The organism is Amycolatopsis thailandensis (assembly GCF_042723255.1).
GTDB lineage: Bacteria > Actinomycetota > Actinomycetes > Mycobacteriales > Pseudonocardiaceae > Amycolatopsis > Amycolatopsis thailandensis.
In genome coordinates, this window is sequence record NZ_JBHXJK010000004.1 from 60,125 (window position 1) to 78,802 (window position 18,678).

At 63.9% G+C, this 18,678-nt stretch carries 12 protein-coding genes, 1 tRNA gene and 1 pseudogene; 8 read left to right on the plus strand and 6 right to left on the minus strand.

What is annotated here, in order from left to right; all coding sequences use genetic code 11:
- Positions 1-51: 51 nt before the first annotated feature.
- Both ACFWMR_RS02650 and ACFWMR_RS02655 read left to right on the plus strand, forming a co-directional pair.
- Positions 52-5,304 (plus strand): DEAD/DEAH box helicase, encoded by a 5,253-nt coding sequence (locus ACFWMR_RS02650; RefSeq protein ID WP_378376536.1) that lies wholly within the window; start codon positions 52-54, stop codon positions 5,302-5,304.
- A gap of 67 nt (positions 5,305-5,371) precedes the next feature.
- Positions 5,372-6,586, plus strand: coding sequence for a DNA cytosine methyltransferase (locus ACFWMR_RS02655; RefSeq protein ID WP_378376451.1), 1,215 nt, complete (start codon positions 5,372-5,374; stop codon positions 6,584-6,586).
- A 292-nt stretch (positions 6,587-6,878) separates the two neighbouring features.
- On the opposite strand, the pseudogene ACFWMR_RS02660 reads toward ACFWMR_RS02655, so the two are convergent.
- Positions 6,879-7,735 (minus strand): annotated as a pseudogene (locus tag ACFWMR_RS02660) (Scr1 family TA system antitoxin-like transcriptional regulator).
- Between the two features lie 199 nt (positions 7,736-7,934).
- The gene (locus ACFWMR_RS02665; protein ID WP_378376453.1) at positions 7,935-8,399 is read right to left on the minus strand and encodes a transcriptional regulator; all 465 of its coding nucleotides are present in this window, start codon (positions 8,397-8,399) and stop codon (positions 7,935-7,937) included.
- A gap of 187 nt (positions 8,400-8,586) precedes the next feature.
- Between ACFWMR_RS02665 and ACFWMR_RS02670 the strand changes: the two genes are divergently transcribed.
- The 3 genes from ACFWMR_RS02670 to ACFWMR_RS02680 all read left to right on the plus strand — a co-directional run bounded on the left by ACFWMR_RS02670 (position 8,587) and on the right by ACFWMR_RS02680 (position 10,552).
- Positions 8,587-8,670 (plus strand) — tRNA-Leu (locus ACFWMR_RS02670).
- Positions 8,671-8,797: 127 nt separating this feature from the next.
- Positions 8,798-9,820, plus strand: coding sequence for an LLM class flavin-dependent oxidoreductase (locus ACFWMR_RS02675; protein ID WP_093936789.1), 1,023 nt, complete (start codon positions 8,798-8,800; stop codon positions 9,818-9,820).
- A 75-nt stretch (positions 9,821-9,895) separates the two neighbouring features.
- Entirely contained in the window at positions 9,896-10,552 is a 657-nt protein-coding gene (locus tag ACFWMR_RS02680; RefSeq protein WP_378376455.1) for a S1 family peptidase, read from the plus strand.
- On the opposite strand, the gene ACFWMR_RS02685 is transcribed toward ACFWMR_RS02680, so the two are convergent.
- Complete coding sequence (locus ACFWMR_RS02685; RefSeq protein ID WP_093936791.1) at positions 10,545-10,883, minus strand: hypothetical protein; 339 nt, start codon at positions 10,881-10,883, stop codon at positions 10,545-10,547. The genes ACFWMR_RS02680 and ACFWMR_RS02685 overlap by 8 nt on opposite strands.
- A gap of 173 nt (positions 10,884-11,056) precedes the next feature.
- Between ACFWMR_RS02685 and ACFWMR_RS02690 the strand changes: the two genes are divergently transcribed.
- The gene (locus ACFWMR_RS02690) at positions 11,057-11,896 is read left to right on the plus strand and encodes an LLM class F420-dependent oxidoreductase (RefSeq protein ID WP_378273629.1); all 840 of its coding nucleotides are present in this window, start codon (positions 11,057-11,059) and stop codon (positions 11,894-11,896) included.
- Between the two features lie 65 nt (positions 11,897-11,961).
- Here the strand turns inward: ACFWMR_RS02690 and ACFWMR_RS02695 are convergent, their stop codons facing one another.
- Positions 11,962-12,099, minus strand: coding sequence for a hypothetical protein (locus ACFWMR_RS02695; RefSeq protein WP_378376456.1), 138 nt, complete (start codon positions 12,097-12,099; stop codon positions 11,962-11,964).
- Positions 12,100-12,418: 319 nt separating this feature from the next.
- Here ACFWMR_RS02695 and ACFWMR_RS02700 point away from each other — a divergent pair, with 319 nt between their 5' ends.
- Both ACFWMR_RS02700 and ACFWMR_RS02705 read left to right on the plus strand, forming a co-directional pair.
- Positions 12,419-14,047 carry a GMC family oxidoreductase gene (locus ACFWMR_RS02700; protein ID WP_378376458.1) on the plus strand — a complete coding sequence of 543 codons (1,629 nt, stop codon included), beginning with the start codon at positions 12,419-12,421 and terminating at the stop codon, positions 14,045-14,047.
- A 17-nt stretch (positions 14,048-14,064) separates the two neighbouring features.
- Complete coding sequence (locus ACFWMR_RS02705; RefSeq protein WP_378376460.1) at positions 14,065-15,639, plus strand: succinic semialdehyde dehydrogenase; 1,575 nt, start codon at positions 14,065-14,067, stop codon at positions 15,637-15,639.
- Here the strand turns inward: ACFWMR_RS02705 and ACFWMR_RS02710 are convergent.
- Together ACFWMR_RS02710 and ACFWMR_RS02715 are read right to left on the minus strand one after the other, a co-directional pair.
- The gene (locus ACFWMR_RS02710; RefSeq protein ID WP_378376462.1) at positions 15,636-16,901 is read right to left on the minus strand and encodes an MFS transporter; all 1,266 of its coding nucleotides are present in this window, start codon (positions 16,899-16,901) and stop codon (positions 15,636-15,638) included. The genes ACFWMR_RS02705 and ACFWMR_RS02710 overlap by 4 nt on opposite strands.
- Complete coding sequence (locus ACFWMR_RS02715; protein WP_378376464.1) at positions 16,898-18,559, minus strand: amidohydrolase; 1,662 nt, start codon at positions 18,557-18,559, stop codon at positions 16,898-16,900. Before ACFWMR_RS02715 ends, ACFWMR_RS02710 begins: the two co-directional genes overlap by 4 nt.
- Positions 18,560-18,678: the final 119 nt, after the last annotated feature.

Sequence of the window (18,678 nt, forward strand, 5' to 3'; positions counted from 1 at the left end):
GTGTTCCTTCGCTATTATAACACTGCCTATCGCCTGCGCGATGACCGACTAATGCAGGAACGTGAGGATCTACTCCGGTCAAACGGGGCACTGTTCCAAGAGCCGTACCTCGAACTTCTTCCAGAGTGGCAGGATTCGCAGCTAGATCTACTAGGTAGCTGCTCGGAGGCTGGGGTCCCCGACCTGGCGGAGTTGCTCCAAGCCGGGCTGTTTGCGCGAATCCCTGGAGCACGACTTCGCGAACACCAAGAGAATGTGCTCAAGCGCAGTCTCTCTGGCCAGAATGTCGTTGTCACGAGTGGCACTGGCTCGGGCAAGACCGAATCATTCCTTGTCCCAATCTTGGGTCGGCTGGTCCGGGAAAGCGCACGATGGCCTGCTCCGGCGCACAGCGAAGCTGGGCGGCCCTGGTGGACCGACGGTAGCATGTCCTATGAGCCGCAGCGGCAACCGACGAGCAATAGCAGGCCCTCGGCCGTTCGCGCACTCCTGCTGTACCCCATGAACGCTCTAGTCGAAGACCAGCTCGTGCGTCTCCGGATGGCGATGGAAAGCGCCGGCGTCGACGAATGGATGCGAACTAAGCGCTTGGGTAACCGATTCTACTTCGGCCGGTACACGGGAAAGACACCGGTAAGCGCCCAGCGCGGAAAAAAGTACGCCGAAGACGAGCTGCGCGAGGAACTTCGTCAGATGGACTGGCGATACAGCGCCCTCAAGAAAAGAATTGCCAGCGGTGAGCAAGGACTCGACGAGGATGCGAAATACTTCCTGCCGCGCCTAGACGGAGCAGAAATGCGGTCTCGTTGGGACATGCAGGAAGCGGCACCAGATTTGCTGATCACTAACTACAGCATGCTCAATATCACTCTGATGCGAGATCGAGAAGAGAGCATCTTCCGGCAGACGCGGGATTGGATCGCCTCGGACCCAGCGCACATATTCACGCTGGTCGTCGACGAACTCCACACGTACCGGGGAACCGCAGGAACTGAAGTCGCGTACTTGCTTCGCAAGTTGTTCAAAAGGCTCGGTCTAGACAAGCGGCCGAGTCAACTCTCGATTATTGCAGCCAGTGCCTCGCTCGAGGACGAGCGAGACAAGCCGTTTCTCTCAGAATTCTTCGGGGTCGCACCTGAGTCTTTCGAAGTAGTCGGTGGAACTGAGGCCCGCCCGCCGTGGACGGGTTCAGGCCCAAATGTATTAGACATGGCCGAAGCGACGGACGAGTTGGCCGCGGCTGGGAACCTCGATGACCTTCCCGAGCTTCGTGCCAAGATCGATGCGGTTGCACGGCTGGATGGCCACAACATCCGGGCTCAACGTCTGGGTGATTGGGCCGCCAAAATGTATCCGAACCACAGTCCAGAAGAGCAGCTCGACTACCTTGAGAAACTCCTGGCGGGTCTCGCCTCTAAAGATGTCAAGGTCCGTCTCCGTGCTCACTTGTTCTTCCGGAATCTACCTGGCTTATGGGCGTGCTCGGATCCGCAGTGCTCCGAAACCCTTGACCGGGCAACAGGCACCGATCGAGTCGTCGGCAAGCTCTATGATCAGCCTCGTTATACTTGTTCTTGCGGTTCGCGCGTCCTCGAGCTGCTCTATTGCCAAACGTGCGGCGAGATCTATTTGGGCGGCTACCACTCTTCAGTGGACAGTGGTAAAGGTCACCGATTTCTCGTCAGTAGTCTCATCGATCTCGAGTCGCTGCCAGACCGAGCAGCTCTCGGTCGAAACGCCGGTAACTATATGGTGTATTGGCCAACGAAAGAGAAGCCAGCTGACCCCGAGTGGGTCTCGGAGGGTCTTAGGTTCCAATTTAAGCAGGTTGAGTACGCTCCAACCACGGGACGCATCGTTCCCAAGCGAACGAATGTCACTGGATGGGGCTTCTACATCGAGGCTAAAAAGAATGCGGCGAACCTGCTCCAATTCAAGAAGCCGATGCCGACAAAGTGCCCACAGTGCGACGACGACTGGGATGTCTTCAAACGCTTCCGCCCGATCACCGACCCCTCTAGGGACCGATCGCCTATCAAGACGATGGGTACCGGCTACGAGAAGGCTAATCAGACGCTTTCCGACACGATCATGCGTTGGCTGGGCGATAATCGAAAATTGGTTGTCTTCTCGGACAGTCGACAGGATGCCGCTCGCCTTGCCGCGGGCACCGAGTTGTCCCACTACCTCGACATGGTCCGCCAACTAGTTGTAGCTGAGATGCGTAACACTACATCGGACGTCGACTTGGCGCTCGCCTTCCTTCGGGATGAAGATCTCAGCGACGCCGCTTCTCTGGCCAACTTGAGCATCAAGAGAGGATCGACCAAGGTTGAGATCGCTGCACTCAAAGCAGTCGCCGAAGAGACTGGGACTGCGGAGCAGTGTCGCCTTGTTGACCAGCTCCGAGAGCGCTTCGACGGGCGAGGTACAGTCCTCGTCGAAGTTGCTAATCGAGTGGAGCCAAAACTCGCCGCCATGGGAATCTGCCCCGGAGGGCCCGACCGGAGCCTCAATAGAGAGGGTCGGGCGAGCTGGGATCACTTAATGGACGGATGGGAGCGTGGAACTCCCGTATTCCGGGAGAAGATAAAACTTACTCCAGCACAAGCTGCTCAGCTCGACGACATTCGAACACGCCTGCTTACGCAGGTGACTTTCACCGTGTTCTCGTCCACTGGCCGCGATATGGAGTCGCTTGGACTGGCTCATTTTGCAACGGCTAAAGCCCCAGATTCCAAGCTGGGCCTCAACCCAGATTTGTTCCAGCAGGTATGCGACAGTGTTGGACGCCTTTTTGGTCTTGCGCGCCGTTTTGACGAACTTCTCGAGAACGGTAGGGAGTCACTTCATGGGAGCGTTAAAAAGTTCATCGCTGCAGTGGCAGAGACTCGAGGACTAGATAAGAAAGACCTTGAAGAGGATGTTCGGCAAGCTCTGAAGATAACTCCCAAGTTCGTTATGTCGGCAGACCAGATCATACTCAAGAATCCTGGCTCGTTCGAATGGCGGTGCCGGTCCTGCACGCGCAGGCATCTGCATGAGTCAGCAGGCGTGTGCACCAAGTGTGGAAAAAATCTGGGTGCTCCTACGGCGATCTCCTCGTCGGCATCGGACGAGGACTACTACGCTTGGCTTGCTGATGAAGAGCCGTTCCGTCTGCACGTTGAGGAGCTGACCGGGCAGACTAATAAGGACCAGGGGCCGATCCGGCAGGCACGATTCCAGGACGTCTTCCTAGACGAAGAAGTTGGCCTAGTCCATGGGATCGACATGCTGTCGGTCACCACCACGATGGAGGCTGGCGTCGACATCGGGGCGCTGCGAGCGGTCCTGCTCGCCAATATGCCCCCCCGGCGTTTCAACTACCAGCAGCGTGTCGGTCGCGCAGGACGCAGAAAAGACGCTCTCGCCATTGCGCTTACCGTGTGTCGTGGAACTCGAAGCCACGATGAGCACTACTTTAGAAATCCGCAGGAGATCACCGGTGACCCGCCTCCGAAACCTTATGTGGACCTCAAGCGGGAAGACATTCTTCGCAGATCATTTACCGCCGAGGTGCTACGCCTCGCTTTCGAGGAAATTCGGGTATCCGACATTTCCTTCGTCGCCGGGAACAACACGCATGGAATGTTCGGCCTTGCCACCAGTTGGGTTCAGGTGCGTGACAGGGTTACTAGGTGGATTGCACAGAACCCCGACCAGCTCGAAGAGGTTCTTGACCAACTCTTGGTGCAAGCTCAGCCAGAGCTGCTGGCGCGCCGCGCCGACTTGCTCGACTGGGTGACAGATGGCCGACTGGTGGCGAAGGCCGATGAGGTGCTCCAGAAGGAAGGCCACGACGACACCGCCCAGCGACTCGCTGAGGGAGGAATCCTTCCCATGTTCGGGTTTCCTTCGCGAGTCCGTCTCCTCTATCACGAGCGGCCAAGAGGGCGAGAAGTGACAGCCGCGGTCGACCGCGACCTGGACATCGCGATCAGCGAGTTTGCCCCTGGCAGCGAGATTGTAAAAGACAAGGGGGTATACACAGCTGTCAAGCTCGTCGCCTACAGGCGGACGTCGAATGATCGTTGGGAGGAGGTGCCCAACCCGCAAGGTCCAGTCAATGATGTGGGCCTGTGCAGGGCCTGTCTCGCTGTCGATGACACGCCGGATCCGAACCGCTGCCGCTCTTGCGGTACTGGCGCAGGCGACCTGTATCGGATTGCCCAGGTGTGCGAGCCGCTGGGATTTGGCACTGATTATCAGGAGCCAGCCGACTATCAGGGAATGTACGAGTTGCGTCCCCGTGCGGGCGTTCCGCGGCTAACTTTGTCCGGGGGAACAGCGCCACTCCGGTCGAACAGTGCAGCGAATGCCAGGGCAAAATTTGGCACGGCCCGGACTTTGGTCTACAATGACGCTGCTGGAGCTGACTTCGGATTCGTGGGGCTTGGCAATCGGAGCACCTACCATGACTTGTTCTCTTCTGACTTGCTGAACGACAAAAGGCGGCGTGAGCAGTTAAATCTGAGGATGCGCGTGCCAAACGGTGCTCAGGTCGAACGATACGCGCTGGGGTCATGGACGATCACTGATGTTCTGATGGTGGAGGCTGTCGAGGTCCCGAGTTATCTCACGCTCGATCCGTCAAGAATGGAGGGTAAGGCCGCTTGGCTGTCGCTCGCGTTCTTGCTTCGAGCCGCTGCCAGCCGCCATCTCGACGTCGAGCCCGACGAGTTGAAGGTTGGAGTGTTCCCCAATCCCGTTGATGGGAAGCCTCGTGGGGCGGCATTCTTGGCAGACAGCTTGGCCAACGGAGCCGGGTACGCGACTCACCTTGGTGCAAACTTGGAAACGCTGCTTTCGCAGGCAAGTAAGCTCGCAGACGAGTACAGAGACCACGCAGTTACTAGAGCCGGATGCGACAGTTCTTGTTATCGCTGTCTACGAGATCACTCAAACACTTCCTATCATCCGCTCCTGGACTGGCGGTTGGCAGTCGACTTGCTCGACATCCTCACCAAGGATGACTTGGACCTCGGGCCCGCGCGAACCCTCGGTATCAAGTTGACGGGTGCCTTCGCGGCGGACTTCAAGGGCACACCGTCAGTGGTCGATGGTGTCCCGGCCGTTCTGATCGACGATGATCGGAGCGACGTCGTCGTCGCGCACCCCTTGGAGCGTGTGGAGGCAGCGGACCTGACCGCTATTTCTGCGGCTTGCGCGAAGCTCGCAGCACGTCGCGGCGACACGCCTTCCGTGGTGACGACGTACGACTTCGTGCGCAGGCCCGGCAAGGTATGGTCTAGTCTTACTTGATCAGTGCTGCCCTGCGGGTCGTTCGATCCGCAGGGCAGCAGTGTGTTCACCCTCGTCGGAGGTCGAGATGGCACGCGGGACCAAGGCGCCGCGGGTTCTGAGCTGCTTCAGCGGTGCAGGCGGGCTTGACCTGGGTCTGCATGCCGCTGGCTTTCAAACCATCGGTTGCTTGGAGATCGATGAGGACGCCCGGGCAACTCTCATTGCCTCCGGGCGCGGTTGGAAAGTCTTCGACGACGGTGATGTGAGCTTGGCAGGCCGCAACCTTACGCCAGCAGACCTAGGGTTGAAGCTGCGTGAGTTGGAACTCCTTGCCGGCGGTCCGCCGTGCCAGCCCTATAGCAAGGCAGCACAGTGGACAAGCAAAGCCAGGCATGGACTGCAGGACCCGCGCGCGCAGAGCCTCCACGGGATGCTACAACTCGTAGAGTCTTTCCTCCCACGTGTTCTGTTGATCGAGAACGTCGTCGGCTTCACGGGCGGACAGAACAGCGCGAAGCCGCTCATCGACAGCGCTCTGGCTGGAATCAATCAACGCAACGGAACAGAGTACGCACTGAATGTTTTCGAACTAGATGCAGCAGACTACGGAACACCACAACACCGGCTCCGGGCTATTTGCGTTGCTGTCAGGGACGGGTCGCACTTCAGTCGTCCCCAAGTGACGCATCCGAGGCCCCTGACTGCTTGGGACGCGCTACGAAGTTTGCCTGCAGACGCAGATGCGCCGATCGCCCGTGGGAAGTGGGCCAAGTTGCTACCTTGCATTCCCGAAGGTGAAAATTATCTGCATCTCACTGCTCGTGGTGGAGGCCCCGAGATTTTCGGCTATCGCACGCGCTTTTGGTCGTTCCTTTTGAAGTTAGCGAAGGACAGGCCCTCCTGGACGCTTCCGGCTTCCCCCGGTCCGAGCGCGGGTCCCTTCCATTGGGACAATAGGCCGCTTACAGTCCGCGAGCGACTCGCCCTTCAGGGCTTTCCGAAGGATTACCTACTTCAAGGCGAGTTGCGATCACAGATCAGTCTTGCAGGTAACGCCACCCCGCCTCCCTTGGCGGAGATTATTGGTCGTGAGTTGATCATGCAAGGCCTCATCGAGTTACCACAAGGATTTCCGGCTAAGCCTGTTCTTCCTGTCAAACGCGCGCGTTCCACACCTCCGCCCGCTGCGGCGAGGCGCCTCCCTCGCGAGTTCAAGGCGCTGGTTGGCGAGAAAGAAGCGCACAAAGGTGCTGGTCTTGGTCCTGCGCCACGAAAGCCAATGGCCGCGTCCGGCGAATAGTCGGAGCACGATAGTCGCCGTCGCCGCAGTACACCCTCTCGAGGCAGGAGTGAGGGAGTGCAGGCTGATTTCTCGGTTCACGAGGTCGAGAGCCACCGTGCAGTCGTTGCCATGGACTTGCTATGGCCCGTATTGCAACACTAATTCGTTCCGCGGCGAATCTGTCATGAACACTCAGTTCGTCGGGTCAGAATGGACTTCAGCTTCCGTCTTAGCGTGAGCGGCCATACTCGTGCGCTCTGTGAAAATACGCCACGTAGCCGCACTTCCTCGTCGGAACTGAGTCTTGTCGTCAGTGTCGGTCGAGGCTGGCTAGGCGATGGGTGAGCCACTCCCGAGTCTGTCGACGAGCGAGAGACTGGTCGGCGATGCGGCCTACCAATCCGGAGTAGAAAGTGATATCACGATCGCTCTCCAGGAAGAGGCTTGTCGTCAGCTGCTGGAGGTGGAGCACGGGCGGTGTTGATCGTGTTCGTAGATCGTGAACCCCGTGCGGATGTCAGCGACAGTGGAGTCGGCAGGAACAAGGTGAATGTGAAAGCTCGGTAGCGAAGACACAAGTAGAAGATGCAACACCTGCTCGTGTGCGAGTGTGAGGTCCTGGCCGGGTAAGCTAAGCGTGTTTTGGTGCACGTAGAAGGTGAAGGGCCCCGGCATCCTGATGGAGGCGGGCTGGCTGGCGAGTCGTGCGTGCACTGTAGTGTCGAGAGTGGATTTGCCCTCGTGCCCGTTCCTGGCGAGCGTTTCGCTGATGTATGGCTCGATTTGGAGTTGGCGTGGGATTTCGACAGGGTTGTAGGTCGTGATGGACTGGCTGCCGGTGTCGAGCACTTTGATGAGCGGAAGTTCGTCGGGGATACCGGTGGGGTGGCTTCTGACCTGGTAGCCGTTGTCGGGGAGGCGGTCGAGGGCTACCAGGTCGTCGAGTTCCTGTGGGGTGGCTTTCGCTCGGGCGAGGTAGATGGCGATGTCGCCGGCTTGATAGGTGCGGAGGCCGCTTTCGAGTCGCGAGATGGTGGAGGCGGGCCAGCCGAGCATGCGGCTCATGTCGGTTGCGAGGTAGCCGGCGCGCATGCGGATTCGTCGTAGCTCAGCGCCGAGCTCCCTCTGCTTGGCGGTCGACAGCTGTGGTGTCTTCTTCGCTTTCACAGGTTCCTGCTCAAGGTCGTTGCGGGAGGCGGGTCGTCCCGCGAGGGCATGAGGTCGTCACAGGCGCTGTGACGGCACGAGATAGCGGCCTACCTGCGGAAACAGTGTGTGTGACAGCTGCGTCGGCTTGCTCCGCGCCCGTCACGTCGGTCGTGAACCGGCCAGGGAAAGCGCGATTTCGGGAGGCGGCGATCTGCCGTCACGTTGGCGAACGAGGGGCGCCACGTCCTGAAGTGACGAGCCGAGCGGCTATAGCGGCGACCTCCTGAAGGGCCGTTACGTGTGCGGTCAGCCGGTCGAGCCCAAGAGGGGTTAGACGCAGCTTGGTGCGGCGGCCAGCGACCCGCATCGACACATAGCCAGCCGCGGCGAGCAGCTCGACATGGAGAGCGACGGCAGGCGGCTCGATACGCAGCGCGTTCGCTAGAACCATGTCCTCGTACCAGTGCAGGTCGGCGAGGAGGCACATCGCGAACAGTCGGACCGGCAAGAGGAGAAGCGGGTCGAGGTCGCAGTGAGAGGAAGGAACCGCTGGGCGAGCTGGAGGCTCAATCTCGCCGAGGTCGAACGGCCGCTGCGGCGCATATGACGCACGATCGCTGGGTGTGCGGTGCAGTGGACTGATCGCGGGACGTGGCGGCGCGACAGGGAGGTCGTCAGTCACAGGGCATTAGACCGGTGGTGATGACTTTAGGTAGCTTCGAGGCTACCTTGGGTGCAAATTTCGCCTGGGCAAAGCCTGAAAGCTGGCGGACGGTAACCGATCATCATCTCAATGTGCGCCTCCGTGACCATAAGTACCCCCCTGATTCAGGCCCCCTAGGCGACGTATACTCTCTTCCTATCAGCAAGTCCGAGTGGCGGAATGGCAGACGCGCTAGCTTGAGGTGCTAGTGTCCTTAACGGACGTGGGGGTTCAAGTCCCCCCTCGGACACACGCGTTAACCCTACGGGGTGGGCGGATGGTCAACCAGACCATCCGCTCTTTTGCGTTACGGCGCTGGTCACCGCCGCGCGAGTCTGTGAGGGAATCAAAACCGGCCATCGGGCGCTTACAAGGGCGTGAAGAAGATTGGCTTTCTGTCCTTCGGCCACTGGTCGGCGAGCGCGCACTCCGAGACCCGGTCCGCCGCCGACTTCCTGCATCAGTCGATCGACCTGGCCGTAGCGGCCGAGGAACTCGGCGTGGACGGCGCGTACTTCCGTGTGCACCACTTCGCGCACCAGGCGGGGAGTCCGTTCCCGTTGCTGTCGGCGATCGGGGCCCGGACCTCGAAGATCGAGATCGGGACCGGCGTGATCGACATGCGCTACGAGAACCCGATGTACATGGCCGAGGACGCCGGCGCCGCCGACCTCATCTCCAGGGGAAGGCTCCAGCTCGGCGTCAGCCGGGGATCCCCGGAGCAGGTGATCGACGGCTGGCGTTACTTCGGCTACGGGCCCGCGGAGGGGCAGACGGCGGCCGACATGGCCCGGCAGCGCACCGAGGTCTTCCTCAAGCTGCTCGAGGGGGAGGGCTTCGCGCAGCCGAACCCGCGCCCGATGTTCCCCAATCCTCCGGGGCTGCTCCGGCTCGAGCCGTATTCCGAGGGGCTGCGCGACCGGATCTGGTGGGGATCCAGTTCGAACGCGACGGCGGTCTGGGCCGCGGAGCAGGGCATGAACCTCCAGAGTTCCACGCTCAAGGACGACGAGACGGGGGAGCCGCTGCACGTTCAGCAGCGCAAGCAGATCGAGGCCTACCGCGAAGCCTGGAAGGCGGCCGGTCACGAGCGTGAGCCGCGGGTGTCGGTCAGCCGCAGCATCTTCGCGTTGACCAGCGACCTCGATCGCGCGTACTTCGGCCGCGACCGCGGGTCGCGTGACCAGGTCGGCATGATCGACGAGACGACCAGGGCGATTTTCGGGCGGTCGTACGCCGCCGAGCCGGACGAGCTGGTGCGGGAGCTCAAGGCGGACGAGGCGATCCAGGCCGCGGACACCTTGCTGCTGACCATCCCGAACCAGCTCGGTGTCGAGTACAACGCGCACGTGCTGGAAAGCATTCTCACGCACGTGGCGCCGGAGCTCGGCTGGCGCTGAATGCGCGGTTCGGCGGATGGGCCGGGGCGTTCCGCCGGTTAAGATCGACGCAATCCCCGGCCATCGGAGGGTCCCATGAGACTGCCCCGATTCCGCTCTTTGCCCGGCCTGGTCCTGGCCCTCTGCCTGGCCTTGCCGTCCACCGCGCAAGCGCACGCTCCCGCCCCGCTCGGTGGCGGGAGCGTGCTGCAGACCCGGTGCACGGCCGGATTCGCCGCTGTCTCAGGTAACACCGGCTATCTGATCGCGAGTTCCGCCTGCGGCAGACCGGGTGACATCGTCCGCAGCGGTGGCCGCGTCGTCGGGGTGGTCCTGGCGGAACAGACTCCGCCGACCGGCGCGATCGTCATCCGGGTGACCAACACGACCGACTGGCGGCTCGTGGCTTCCATCCCTCCCACGGACAGCCGGGTGACGATCACCGGCTCCGCCGAAGCCGCGGTCGGCGCCTCGGTGTGCCGGTACGGCTCGACCACCGGCTGGCATTGCGGAACCATCCAGGGGAAGAACCAGACGATCACCTTTCCAGGTGGAACTTTGACCGGGCTGACCCGGACGTCAGTCTGCGCCGAGCCCGGTGACAACGGCGGGCCGTTCGTCAGTGGAACGCAGGCGCAGGGGGTGCTGGTCGGCGGCAGCGGAAACTGTTCCAGCGGCGGCACCACGTACTTCCTCCCGGTCAACCGGGTTTTGTCGGCCTACGGGCTGACGATCCTCGCCGGGACTAGCTGAAGATTACCGAGCGCAGCAGGAGCCTGTCCGAGCCGCGGCCACCGTAGGGGCGAAGGGAAAAGTAGGAGTCGCTCGAGCAATCGTCGTCCAGAAACACCACCGCGGTGGACCCGGTGTCGTTGCGCGGGCGGAACGCGTCGACGTCCCAGTCGGCGATTTCCGGGATCTCGATGCATTCGCCGCTGGGCGGATCGACCAGGACGCCGACCTGGATCTCTTCGTGTTCGTCGTAGTAGCGGTAGGTGAATTCGCCTTCGGCCGCGGAGGCCGTGGCCGGGATCGTGAGCAACAGGGCGACAACACCTGTGACAGCAAGGAAAACGCGACGCATGTGGAAGTCCTTTCGGAGAGTCGGAATGCTTCGACGGTAAGACGAAGATCGACATCTCCGATAGACATCGCGGGCACGTCCACCCGCCGGTGCGGGCGGCGGACCTGATCGTGGGGTGGCCGACCCCGATCGGTGACCGATGCTCGAGGAACTCCAGGTTTACGATCAAGATCATGCGATTCGCCATCAAGACTTCGCCACAGGACACCGTTTGGTCCGACATGCTCGCCGTCTGGCAGGCCGCCGACGAGATCGAACTCTTCGAATCCGGCTGGACTTTCGACCATTTCTATCCCATTTTCTCCGATTCGACCGGACCTTGCCTGGAAGGGTGGGTGACCCTCACCGCGCTCGCCCAGGCCACGAAACGGCTCCGGCTGGGCACGCTGGTCAGCGGGATCCACTACCGCCACCCCGCGCTGCTCGCCAACATGGCCGCGACGCTCGACATCGTTTCCGGCGGACGCCTGGAGATCGGGATCGGTGCCGGCTGGAACGAAGAGGAGTCCGGCGCGTACGGCATGGAGCTCGGGACGATCAAGGAACGGAGCGATCGGTTCGAAGAGGGCTGCGAGGTCCTCGTCGGGCTGCTGACCCAGGAGACCACCACGTTCCAGGGCGAGCACTACCAGCTGACCGACGCCCGCTGCGAACCGAAGGGCGTGCAGAAGCCGCACCCGCCGATCTGCATCGGTGGCAGCGGCGAGAAGCGGACTCTGCGCACGGCCGCGAAGTACGCCCAGCACTGGAATTTCGTCGGCGGTACGCCGGAGGAGTTCGCGCACAAGCGTGAAGTGCTGCACCGTCACTGCGCGGACATCGGCCGCGACCCGAGCGAGATCACGCTGTCCTCGCACGTCCGCCTCGGCGCGGACGGTGACTACGCCAAGGTCGCCGCGGAAGCCGAGGCCCTCGGTGAGGCAGGTCTCGACCTGGCGATCATCTACCTGCCGCCGCCGCACACGCCCGCCGTTCTCGAACCGCTGGCGAAGGCGCTCGAACCGCTGCGCTGAGCGAACAGAACGGCCTGCACGCGGACGTTTCCCCGTCCGCGCGCAGGCCGTTCGCGCGTCCAGGGTCACTTCTTCAGTACGAGGCCCGTCAGGATCCCGGTGGCGCAGGCACCGAAGCCGATGAGCAAGACCCAGACTTCCAGTGTCAACACGATGTAGGCCATGGCGGTGCCCGCCAAGGCCAGTAGTACGACCCCTCGCATCCGCCGACCCTCCCTGTCGAAACGTTTGCGATTAATCACTTTAGAGAGCGGCAGTGACGCTGGCAACAGGTGAGACTACTGAAAGTAGGCAAGTCGCCGGAAATACCTGTTCAGACGCGCATGGGCTACGGATTTCGCAGTCAGTTGATCTCTGGGGTCCCGGCTCGAATAATCGGGTTTGGTTCAGTTTTCAACTGTGCGACTAAGTGGTCCGTGCGCGCGGCGAGAAGCGCCATTGCGTAACCGGGCGCTCTCGCTATACGGTGGCAGAACTAGAACAGGTTATAGTTCTGGACGGCGGGCGGACCGAGGAGCGGAAATGGCGAACAGGGCTGCGCGCGGCGACGAGGCCGACTACGTGGTCGTCGGATCGGGCAGCTCGGGCGCCGCGATCGCGGGCAGGCTGGCGGAGTCCGGTGCCAGCGTGATCGTGCTCGAAGCGGGCAAGACCGACGAGCGGATGCTCGTCAGGAAACCGGGGCTGGTCGGCCCGATGCACGCGGTGCCCCAGCTCAAGAAACCCTTCGACTGGGGTTACTACTCGGTGCCGCAGAAACACGTTCTCGATCGCCGGATGCCGGTGCCGCGCGGCAAGGTGGTCGGCGGCTCCAGCTCCATCAACGGCATGGTCTACGTGCGGGGCAACCGCGCCAACTTCGACTCCTGGGCCGCCGAGGGCAACAAAGGCTGGGACGCCGACAGCGTCAACGCCGCCTACAAGCGGATGGAGGACTTCGAGGACGGCGAGAGCGACTTCAGGGGCAAGGGCGGGCCGATCCGGGTCACCCGCAACAAGATCCCGCAGGAAGGCACGCTGCAGTTCGTCCAGGCGACCGCGGACGCGATCGGCTGCGAGATCCTCGACGACTACAACGCCGAGTCGCAAGAGGGCGTCAGCCGGATGCAGCAGAACGCCGCCGACGGCCTCCGCTACAGCGCCTCGCGCGGGTACATCCACGATCTCGCGCCCGCCACCCTGCAGGTCCAGTCCGGAGTGCTGGCGAAGAAGGTCCTCATCGAGAACGGCCGCGCCGTCGGCGTCGAGGTCGTCGACGCGGACGGAAGCCGGCGGACGCTGCGCGCGGGCAAGGAGGTCATCCTCTCGGCGGGCTTCGTCGGATCCGCGCAACTGCTGATGCTGTCCGGGGTCGGCCACGCCGAACACCTGAAGGAACACGGCATCGACGTCGTCTCGAACCTGCCGGTCGGCGACAACCTGCACGACCACATGTTCCACGCGCTGACCTTCCGCGCCTCGTCGAGCAAGAACAAGGGCACGCCGCCGTACTTCGCGACCGGCCTGGTCAGGGAACTCATGCGGCCGGGCACGACCTTCCTGGCGAACTCGGTCTTCGAGGCGGTCGCGTTCCTCAAGACGTCCCAGGCCGCCGAGATCCCCGACCTTCAGCTGCACCTGCTGCCGTGGGCGTACGTGACGCCCAACCAAGACGCGCCGATCCGGCACGACGTCGACAAGCGGCCCGCGCTCACCGTGCTGACCACCCTGATCTACCCGAAGAGCCGCGGCACGCTGCGTCTCGCGTCCGCCGATGCCACGGCGGCGCCGCTCATCGACTTCCAGTACCTGTCCGACCCGGCCGACCTCGAAGTGCTCGGCGAGGGCTCGGAAATGGTCCGCGAGATCTTCGCTTCGAAGGCGTTCAACGGCTCGATCAAGGAAGAACTCCACCCGGGCAAGGCACTCCAGGGCCAGGAGCTGCGCGACGCGATCCTGAACCGCGCGACCTCGGTCTACCACGGCGTCGGCACCTGCCGGATGGGCGTCGACGAGCTCGCGGTCGTCGGTCCCGACCTCAAGGTCCGCGGCGTCGAAGGACTGCGGGTCTGCGACGCCTCGATCATGCCGTCGATCACCGGTGGCAACACCAACGCGCCCGCCATCATGATCGGCGAGATGGGCGCGCAGCTCGTGCTCTCGGACAACTGACCGACGGAAAGAGGGCCATGACCGTCACACCGCTCGCGCTCACCCGTCCGGCGTCGGTGACCGACGCGTTCCTGCGGCGCCTCGCCGCCCGCGTGCCGGGCTCGTCCGGCACGACCTGGAAACTCACCGAGGTCTACACCGGAGACCTGCTCGTCGAGCTGCCCCAATCGACGCCCGCCGACATCGAGCAGGCGTTCACCACGGCACGCGCGGCGCAAGCGAAGTGGGCCGCCACGCCGCTCAAGAACCGCCTGGAGGTGTTCAAGCGGGCGCACACGCTCTTCGTCGACAACGCGCCGGCCGTCACCGACCTCATCCAGGTCGAGAGCGGCAAGAACCGCCGGATGGCGATCGAGGAGACCTGCGATCCGGCGATGGTGATGAGCCATTACCTGACGCGGGCCGCGAAGCTGCTGGCGCCGACCAAACGCGGCGGCCCGGTCCCGTTCCTCACGACGTCGACCGAGGTCCGGCAGCCCAAGGGCGTGGTCGGCATCATCGCGCCGTGGAATTTCCCTTTCGCCACCGGCATTTCCGACGCCATCCCGGCGCTGATGGTCGGCAACGCGGTCGTGCTGAAACCCGACAACAAGACGGCGCTCTCCCCGCTGTACGGCGTCGAATTGCTGGAGCAGGCGGGGCTGCCGAAGGGGCTGTTCCAGGTGGTGTGCGGCGAGGGCCCGGACGTCGGACCCACGCTCATCGACCACGCGAACTACGTGATGTTCACCGGTTCCACCGCCACTGGCCGGGTGATCGGGGAGCGGGCGGGCCGCAACCTCATCGGCTGCTGCCTCGAACTCGGCGGCAAGAACCCGATGATCGTGCTGGAGGACGCTGACCTGGCCGAGGCCGTTCAGGGCGCGATCTTCGGCGCTTTCGGCAACACCGGCCAGATCTGCATGCACATCGAGCGGATCTACCTGCCGGAATCCCGCTACGAGGAGTTCAAGAACGCGTACGTGGCCAAGACCGAGGCCCTCGACGTCCGCGCCGCCTACGACTTCGGCCCCGACATGGGCTCGCTCGTCTCAGCCGACCACATGGGCCGCGTCAAGTCGCACGTCGAGGACGCCGTCGCGAAGGGCGCCACCGTCCTTTGTGGCGGGAAGCCCCGGCCCGACCTCGGCCCGGCGTTCTTCGAGCCGACGATCCTCGAAGGCGTCACGAAGGACATGCTCTGCGGCGTCACCGAAACCTTCGGACCCGTTGTCGCACTGCACAAGTACCGTTCCGTGGACGAGGCTGTCGCGCTGGCCAACGACACCGAGTACGGCCTCAACGCCTCGGTCTGGGGCGGTGACGTCGGCGCCGCGCGTGCCGTGGCCGCCCGGATCGAGTCCGGCAACGTCAACATCAACGACATCCTGGCCACCGCTTTCGCCGCCAAGGGGACACCGTCGGGCGGCGTCAAGAACTCGGGCGTCGGTGCCCGCCACGGGGACCAGGGCCTGCTCAAGTACACCGACGTCAAGAACGTGGCGGTGCTCAAGAAGCAGGTCATGGGTCCCCGCGGCGGCCAGCCCTACGAGAAGTACGTCGAAGGGATGCTTTCCGGGCTGAAGCTGATGCGACGCCTCCGCATCCGCTAGATGTCGTCGGTGTGCTGCGGCGCCGCCAGCACACAGGCGATGCTGAGCACGCACATGCCGATCAGCAGGCCGATCGCCGGCCAGACACTACCGGTCGCCTGGAACAGCAACGTCGACACCAGCGGGGAGAGGCCGCCGAAGAGCGCGCCCGCCAGCTGATACGACAGCGAGATGCTCGTGTACCGCGCCCGCGGCCGGAACATCTGCGACAGGATGGCGGCGATCGGGCTGTAGGTCGCCGTCATCGCCAGGCGCATCGCGACGAACGCCGCGATGATCAGCACCGCGTTCTTGGTCGAGAGCACCAGGAACTGCGGGGCCGCGAGCACGGCGACGCCGACAAGGCCGATGACGACCACCCGCACCCGGCCGAAGCGATCACCGAGCCAGGCCGCGCCGAAGCTCACGGCCAGTTCCACGAAAGCGGCGATGGTGAGCGCGTTGAGCACGAGCGACTCGGAGACGCCGACGGCCGGATCCGTCGCGTACGCCGTCGCGAAAGTGGTGACGAGGTAGTAGCCGCCGACCGCGACCGGCAGTACGCAGATGCCCAGCAGGATCGGCTTCCAGTTCGTCCGCACCGCGTACAGGATGGGGACGCCGGTGTCTTCCGCGGTCTCCTCGAAGACCGGTGATTCTTCGACCTTCAGGCGCACGATGAGCCCGACGCCGATGAGCAGCACTGACGCGAAGAAGGGGATTCGCCAGCCCACCGTGCCGAGCCATTCGGAGCCGCCGGTGCTCAGGAGGCTGAACAGCCCGGTGGCCAGCAGCGCGCCCGCCGGGTTTCCCGCCTGCGCGAAGGCGCCGTAGAAGGTCTTCTTGTCCGGTGGCGCGTGTTCGACCGCCATGAGCACGGCGCCGCCCCATTCACCGCCGACGGCCAGCCCTTGGACGAACCTGAGCACCACGAGCAGGATGGGCGCCCACGTGCCGATCTGGTCGTATCCGGGCAGGCAGCCGACCAGGAAGGTCGCCGCTCCCATCATGGTCAGGGTCACCACGAGCGCGGTCTTGCGGCCGACCCGGTCGCCGATGTGCCCGAACACGATGCCGCCGAGAGGGCGGGCGAAGAACCCGACCGCGTACGTGGCGAAGGCCGCCGCGACCCCGGTCAGCCTGTCACCGGTTTCGGGGAAGAACACGGTGCCGAACACCAGGCTCGCGGCCGTGGCGTAGATGTAGAAGTCGTACCACTCGATCGTGGTGCCGACGAAGGCAGCGAGACCGGCCCGGCGGGCCCGGCGGATGTCGTGGTTCATCGGGCCACCTCGCCGTCGATCCAGGTTTCCAGCACCTCGATGCCCGCGATCCGCGCGGGATCGCAGGTGAGGGGATTCTCGCCGAGGAGCACGAAATCGGCGCGTTTGCCGGGGGTGATCGAGCCGAGATCACGTTCCCGCCCGAGCACCCGGGCGCCGGCGATCGTGTGCGCGGCGACGGCCGAGCGGACGTCGATCAGCAGCTCGTCACCGCCGAGCCGGTGACCGCGCCGGGTCGTCCTGGTCACCGCGGTCTGGATGGCTTCGAGCGGGTTCGGCTCCGCGACCGGGGCGTCCGAGCTGAGCGTGACCGGCACGCCCGCCGCTTGGAACTCGCCGAGCGGGTTGAACCGCTCGCCGGGGGTGCCGACGGCGTCGGTGACCCCTTCGCCCCAGTTGAAGTAGTGCTGGGGCTGGTTGACCGGATGGACGCCGAGGGCGGCCATCCGCTCGATCTGGTCCGGGGACGGCAGTCCGCAATGCTCGATGCGGTGCCGGGCGTCCGGCCGGGGATTCCGCCGCTGCGCGTCCTCGATGGCGTCGAGCACCATGGCGATCGCGTCGGGGGACTGGGCGTGGGTCGCGGTCTGGAGCCCGGCCTCGTGCGCCTTGTCGATCAGCGCGGAGTAGTCCTTGGGGTCGTGATAGAGCTGCCCGGTGCGGCACGGGTCGCCGACGTAGCCGTCCGGGAAGTACGCGGTCCAGCCGCCGAGCGTGCCGTCGGCGTAGAACTTGATGCCCGCGAACGCGAGCCGGGTGGTGCCGAAAGCGCCGTGCAGTCCCATTTCCAGGGCCTGGTCGAGCAGATGCGACAGCAGGTACATGTGGACGCGCGTCTTCAGGCGCCCGGCTTCGTCCAGCCGCAAGTACATGTCGAACTCGCGGCGCGTGACCTGCGCGTCGCCGATCGCGGTCACCCCGGCGGCGAGGAACTTCTCCTGCGCGGCAGCCAGTTGCCGCGCGTGCTCCTCCGGCTCGTCCTCCAGATGGAAGTTCGGCCCGTGCCGCCCGACCTTCACACCGGTGACCCCGGTGAGGATGTTGCACGCCGCGTCCGAGAGCTCCCCGGTGAGTTCGCCGTGCTCGTCCCGGAAGAACACGCCGCCGTCGGGATCCGGGGTGTCGTGGGTGATGTCGTTGCGCCGCAACGTGAAGCTGTTGACCACGCCACCGTGCCCGCTGGCGTTCATGAGGTAGACCTCGCGGTCTTCGGCGACCGCGTCGAGTTCTTCCTTGCGGGGGTGGCGTTTCTCGGCGAGGTTGCGGTGCTCGTAGCCGTAACCCCGGATAGGCCTGCCCGCCGGAGTGTTCTCGGCCGCCTCGCGCAGCAGCGCGACGATCTCGGGGATGGTCGACGCCCGCTCGGGGCCGCAGTCGACCCACGTCATCATCTGCCCGTACATCAGGGGATGCGCGTGAGGATCGATGAAACCGGGCAGGAGCGTGCCCGCCAGCCGCCGCACCTCCGGGTCCGGACGGCCGAGGCCGGCGGCGCGGGCGCGGCATTCGTCCACCGAGCCGACGGCGGCGATCTCCTCGCCGAACACGAGGACCGCGGCGGCGCCTTCGGTGGCGTCGTCGACGGTCACCAGCTCGTCGGGAAGCAGGATCGTCGCTGTCGCGTCGAGGACGGAACGATCGAGGGACAACAGGCGCATCGCGCGGACTCCTGGGGTTCGACGGTGAAGGCGGGGGTCGCGGCGGTGAACGTAAACGACGACGGCCGGTGAGGCAATCAGATCATTCGTGCACGGACGGTGTTCGCGAACGATATGCG

Excerpts from the sequence above, each read along its gene's own strand:
- ACFWMR_RS02690 (WP_378273629.1), top strand. The coding sequence starts at position 11,057 with ATGCGATTCGCCATCAAGACTTCGCCACAGGACACCGTTTGGTCCGAC.
- ACFWMR_RS02655 (WP_378376451.1), top strand. The coding sequence starts at position 5,372 with ATGGCACGCGGGACCAAGGCGCCGCGGGTTCTGAGCTGCTTCAGCGGT.
- ACFWMR_RS02685 (WP_093936791.1), bottom strand. The coding sequence starts at position 10,883 with ATGCGTCGCGTTTTCCTTGCTGTCACAGGTGTTGTCGCCCTGTTGCTC.
- ACFWMR_RS02710 (WP_378376462.1), bottom strand. The coding sequence starts at position 16,901 with ATGAACCACGACATCCGCCGGGCCCGCCGGGCCGGTCTCGCTGCCTTC.
- ACFWMR_RS02715 (WP_378376464.1), bottom strand. The coding sequence starts at position 18,559 with ATGCGCCTGTTGTCCCTCGATCGTTCCGTCCTCGACGCGACAGCGACG.
- ACFWMR_RS02650 (WP_378376536.1), top strand. The coding sequence starts at position 52 with ATGCAGGAACGTGAGGATCTACTCCGGTCAAACGGGGCACTGTTCCAA.
- ACFWMR_RS02700 (WP_378376458.1), top strand. The coding sequence starts at position 12,419 with ATGGCGAACAGGGCTGCGCGCGGCGACGAGGCCGACTACGTGGTCGTC.
- ACFWMR_RS02680 (WP_378376455.1), top strand. The coding sequence starts at position 9,896 with ATGAGACTGCCCCGATTCCGCTCTTTGCCCGGCCTGGTCCTGGCCCTC.
- ACFWMR_RS02695 (WP_378376456.1), bottom strand. The coding sequence starts at position 12,099 with ATGCGAGGGGTCGTACTACTGGCCTTGGCGGGCACCGCCATGGCCTAC.
- ACFWMR_RS02705 (WP_378376460.1), top strand. The coding sequence starts at position 14,065 with ATGACCGTCACACCGCTCGCGCTCACCCGTCCGGCGTCGGTGACCGAC.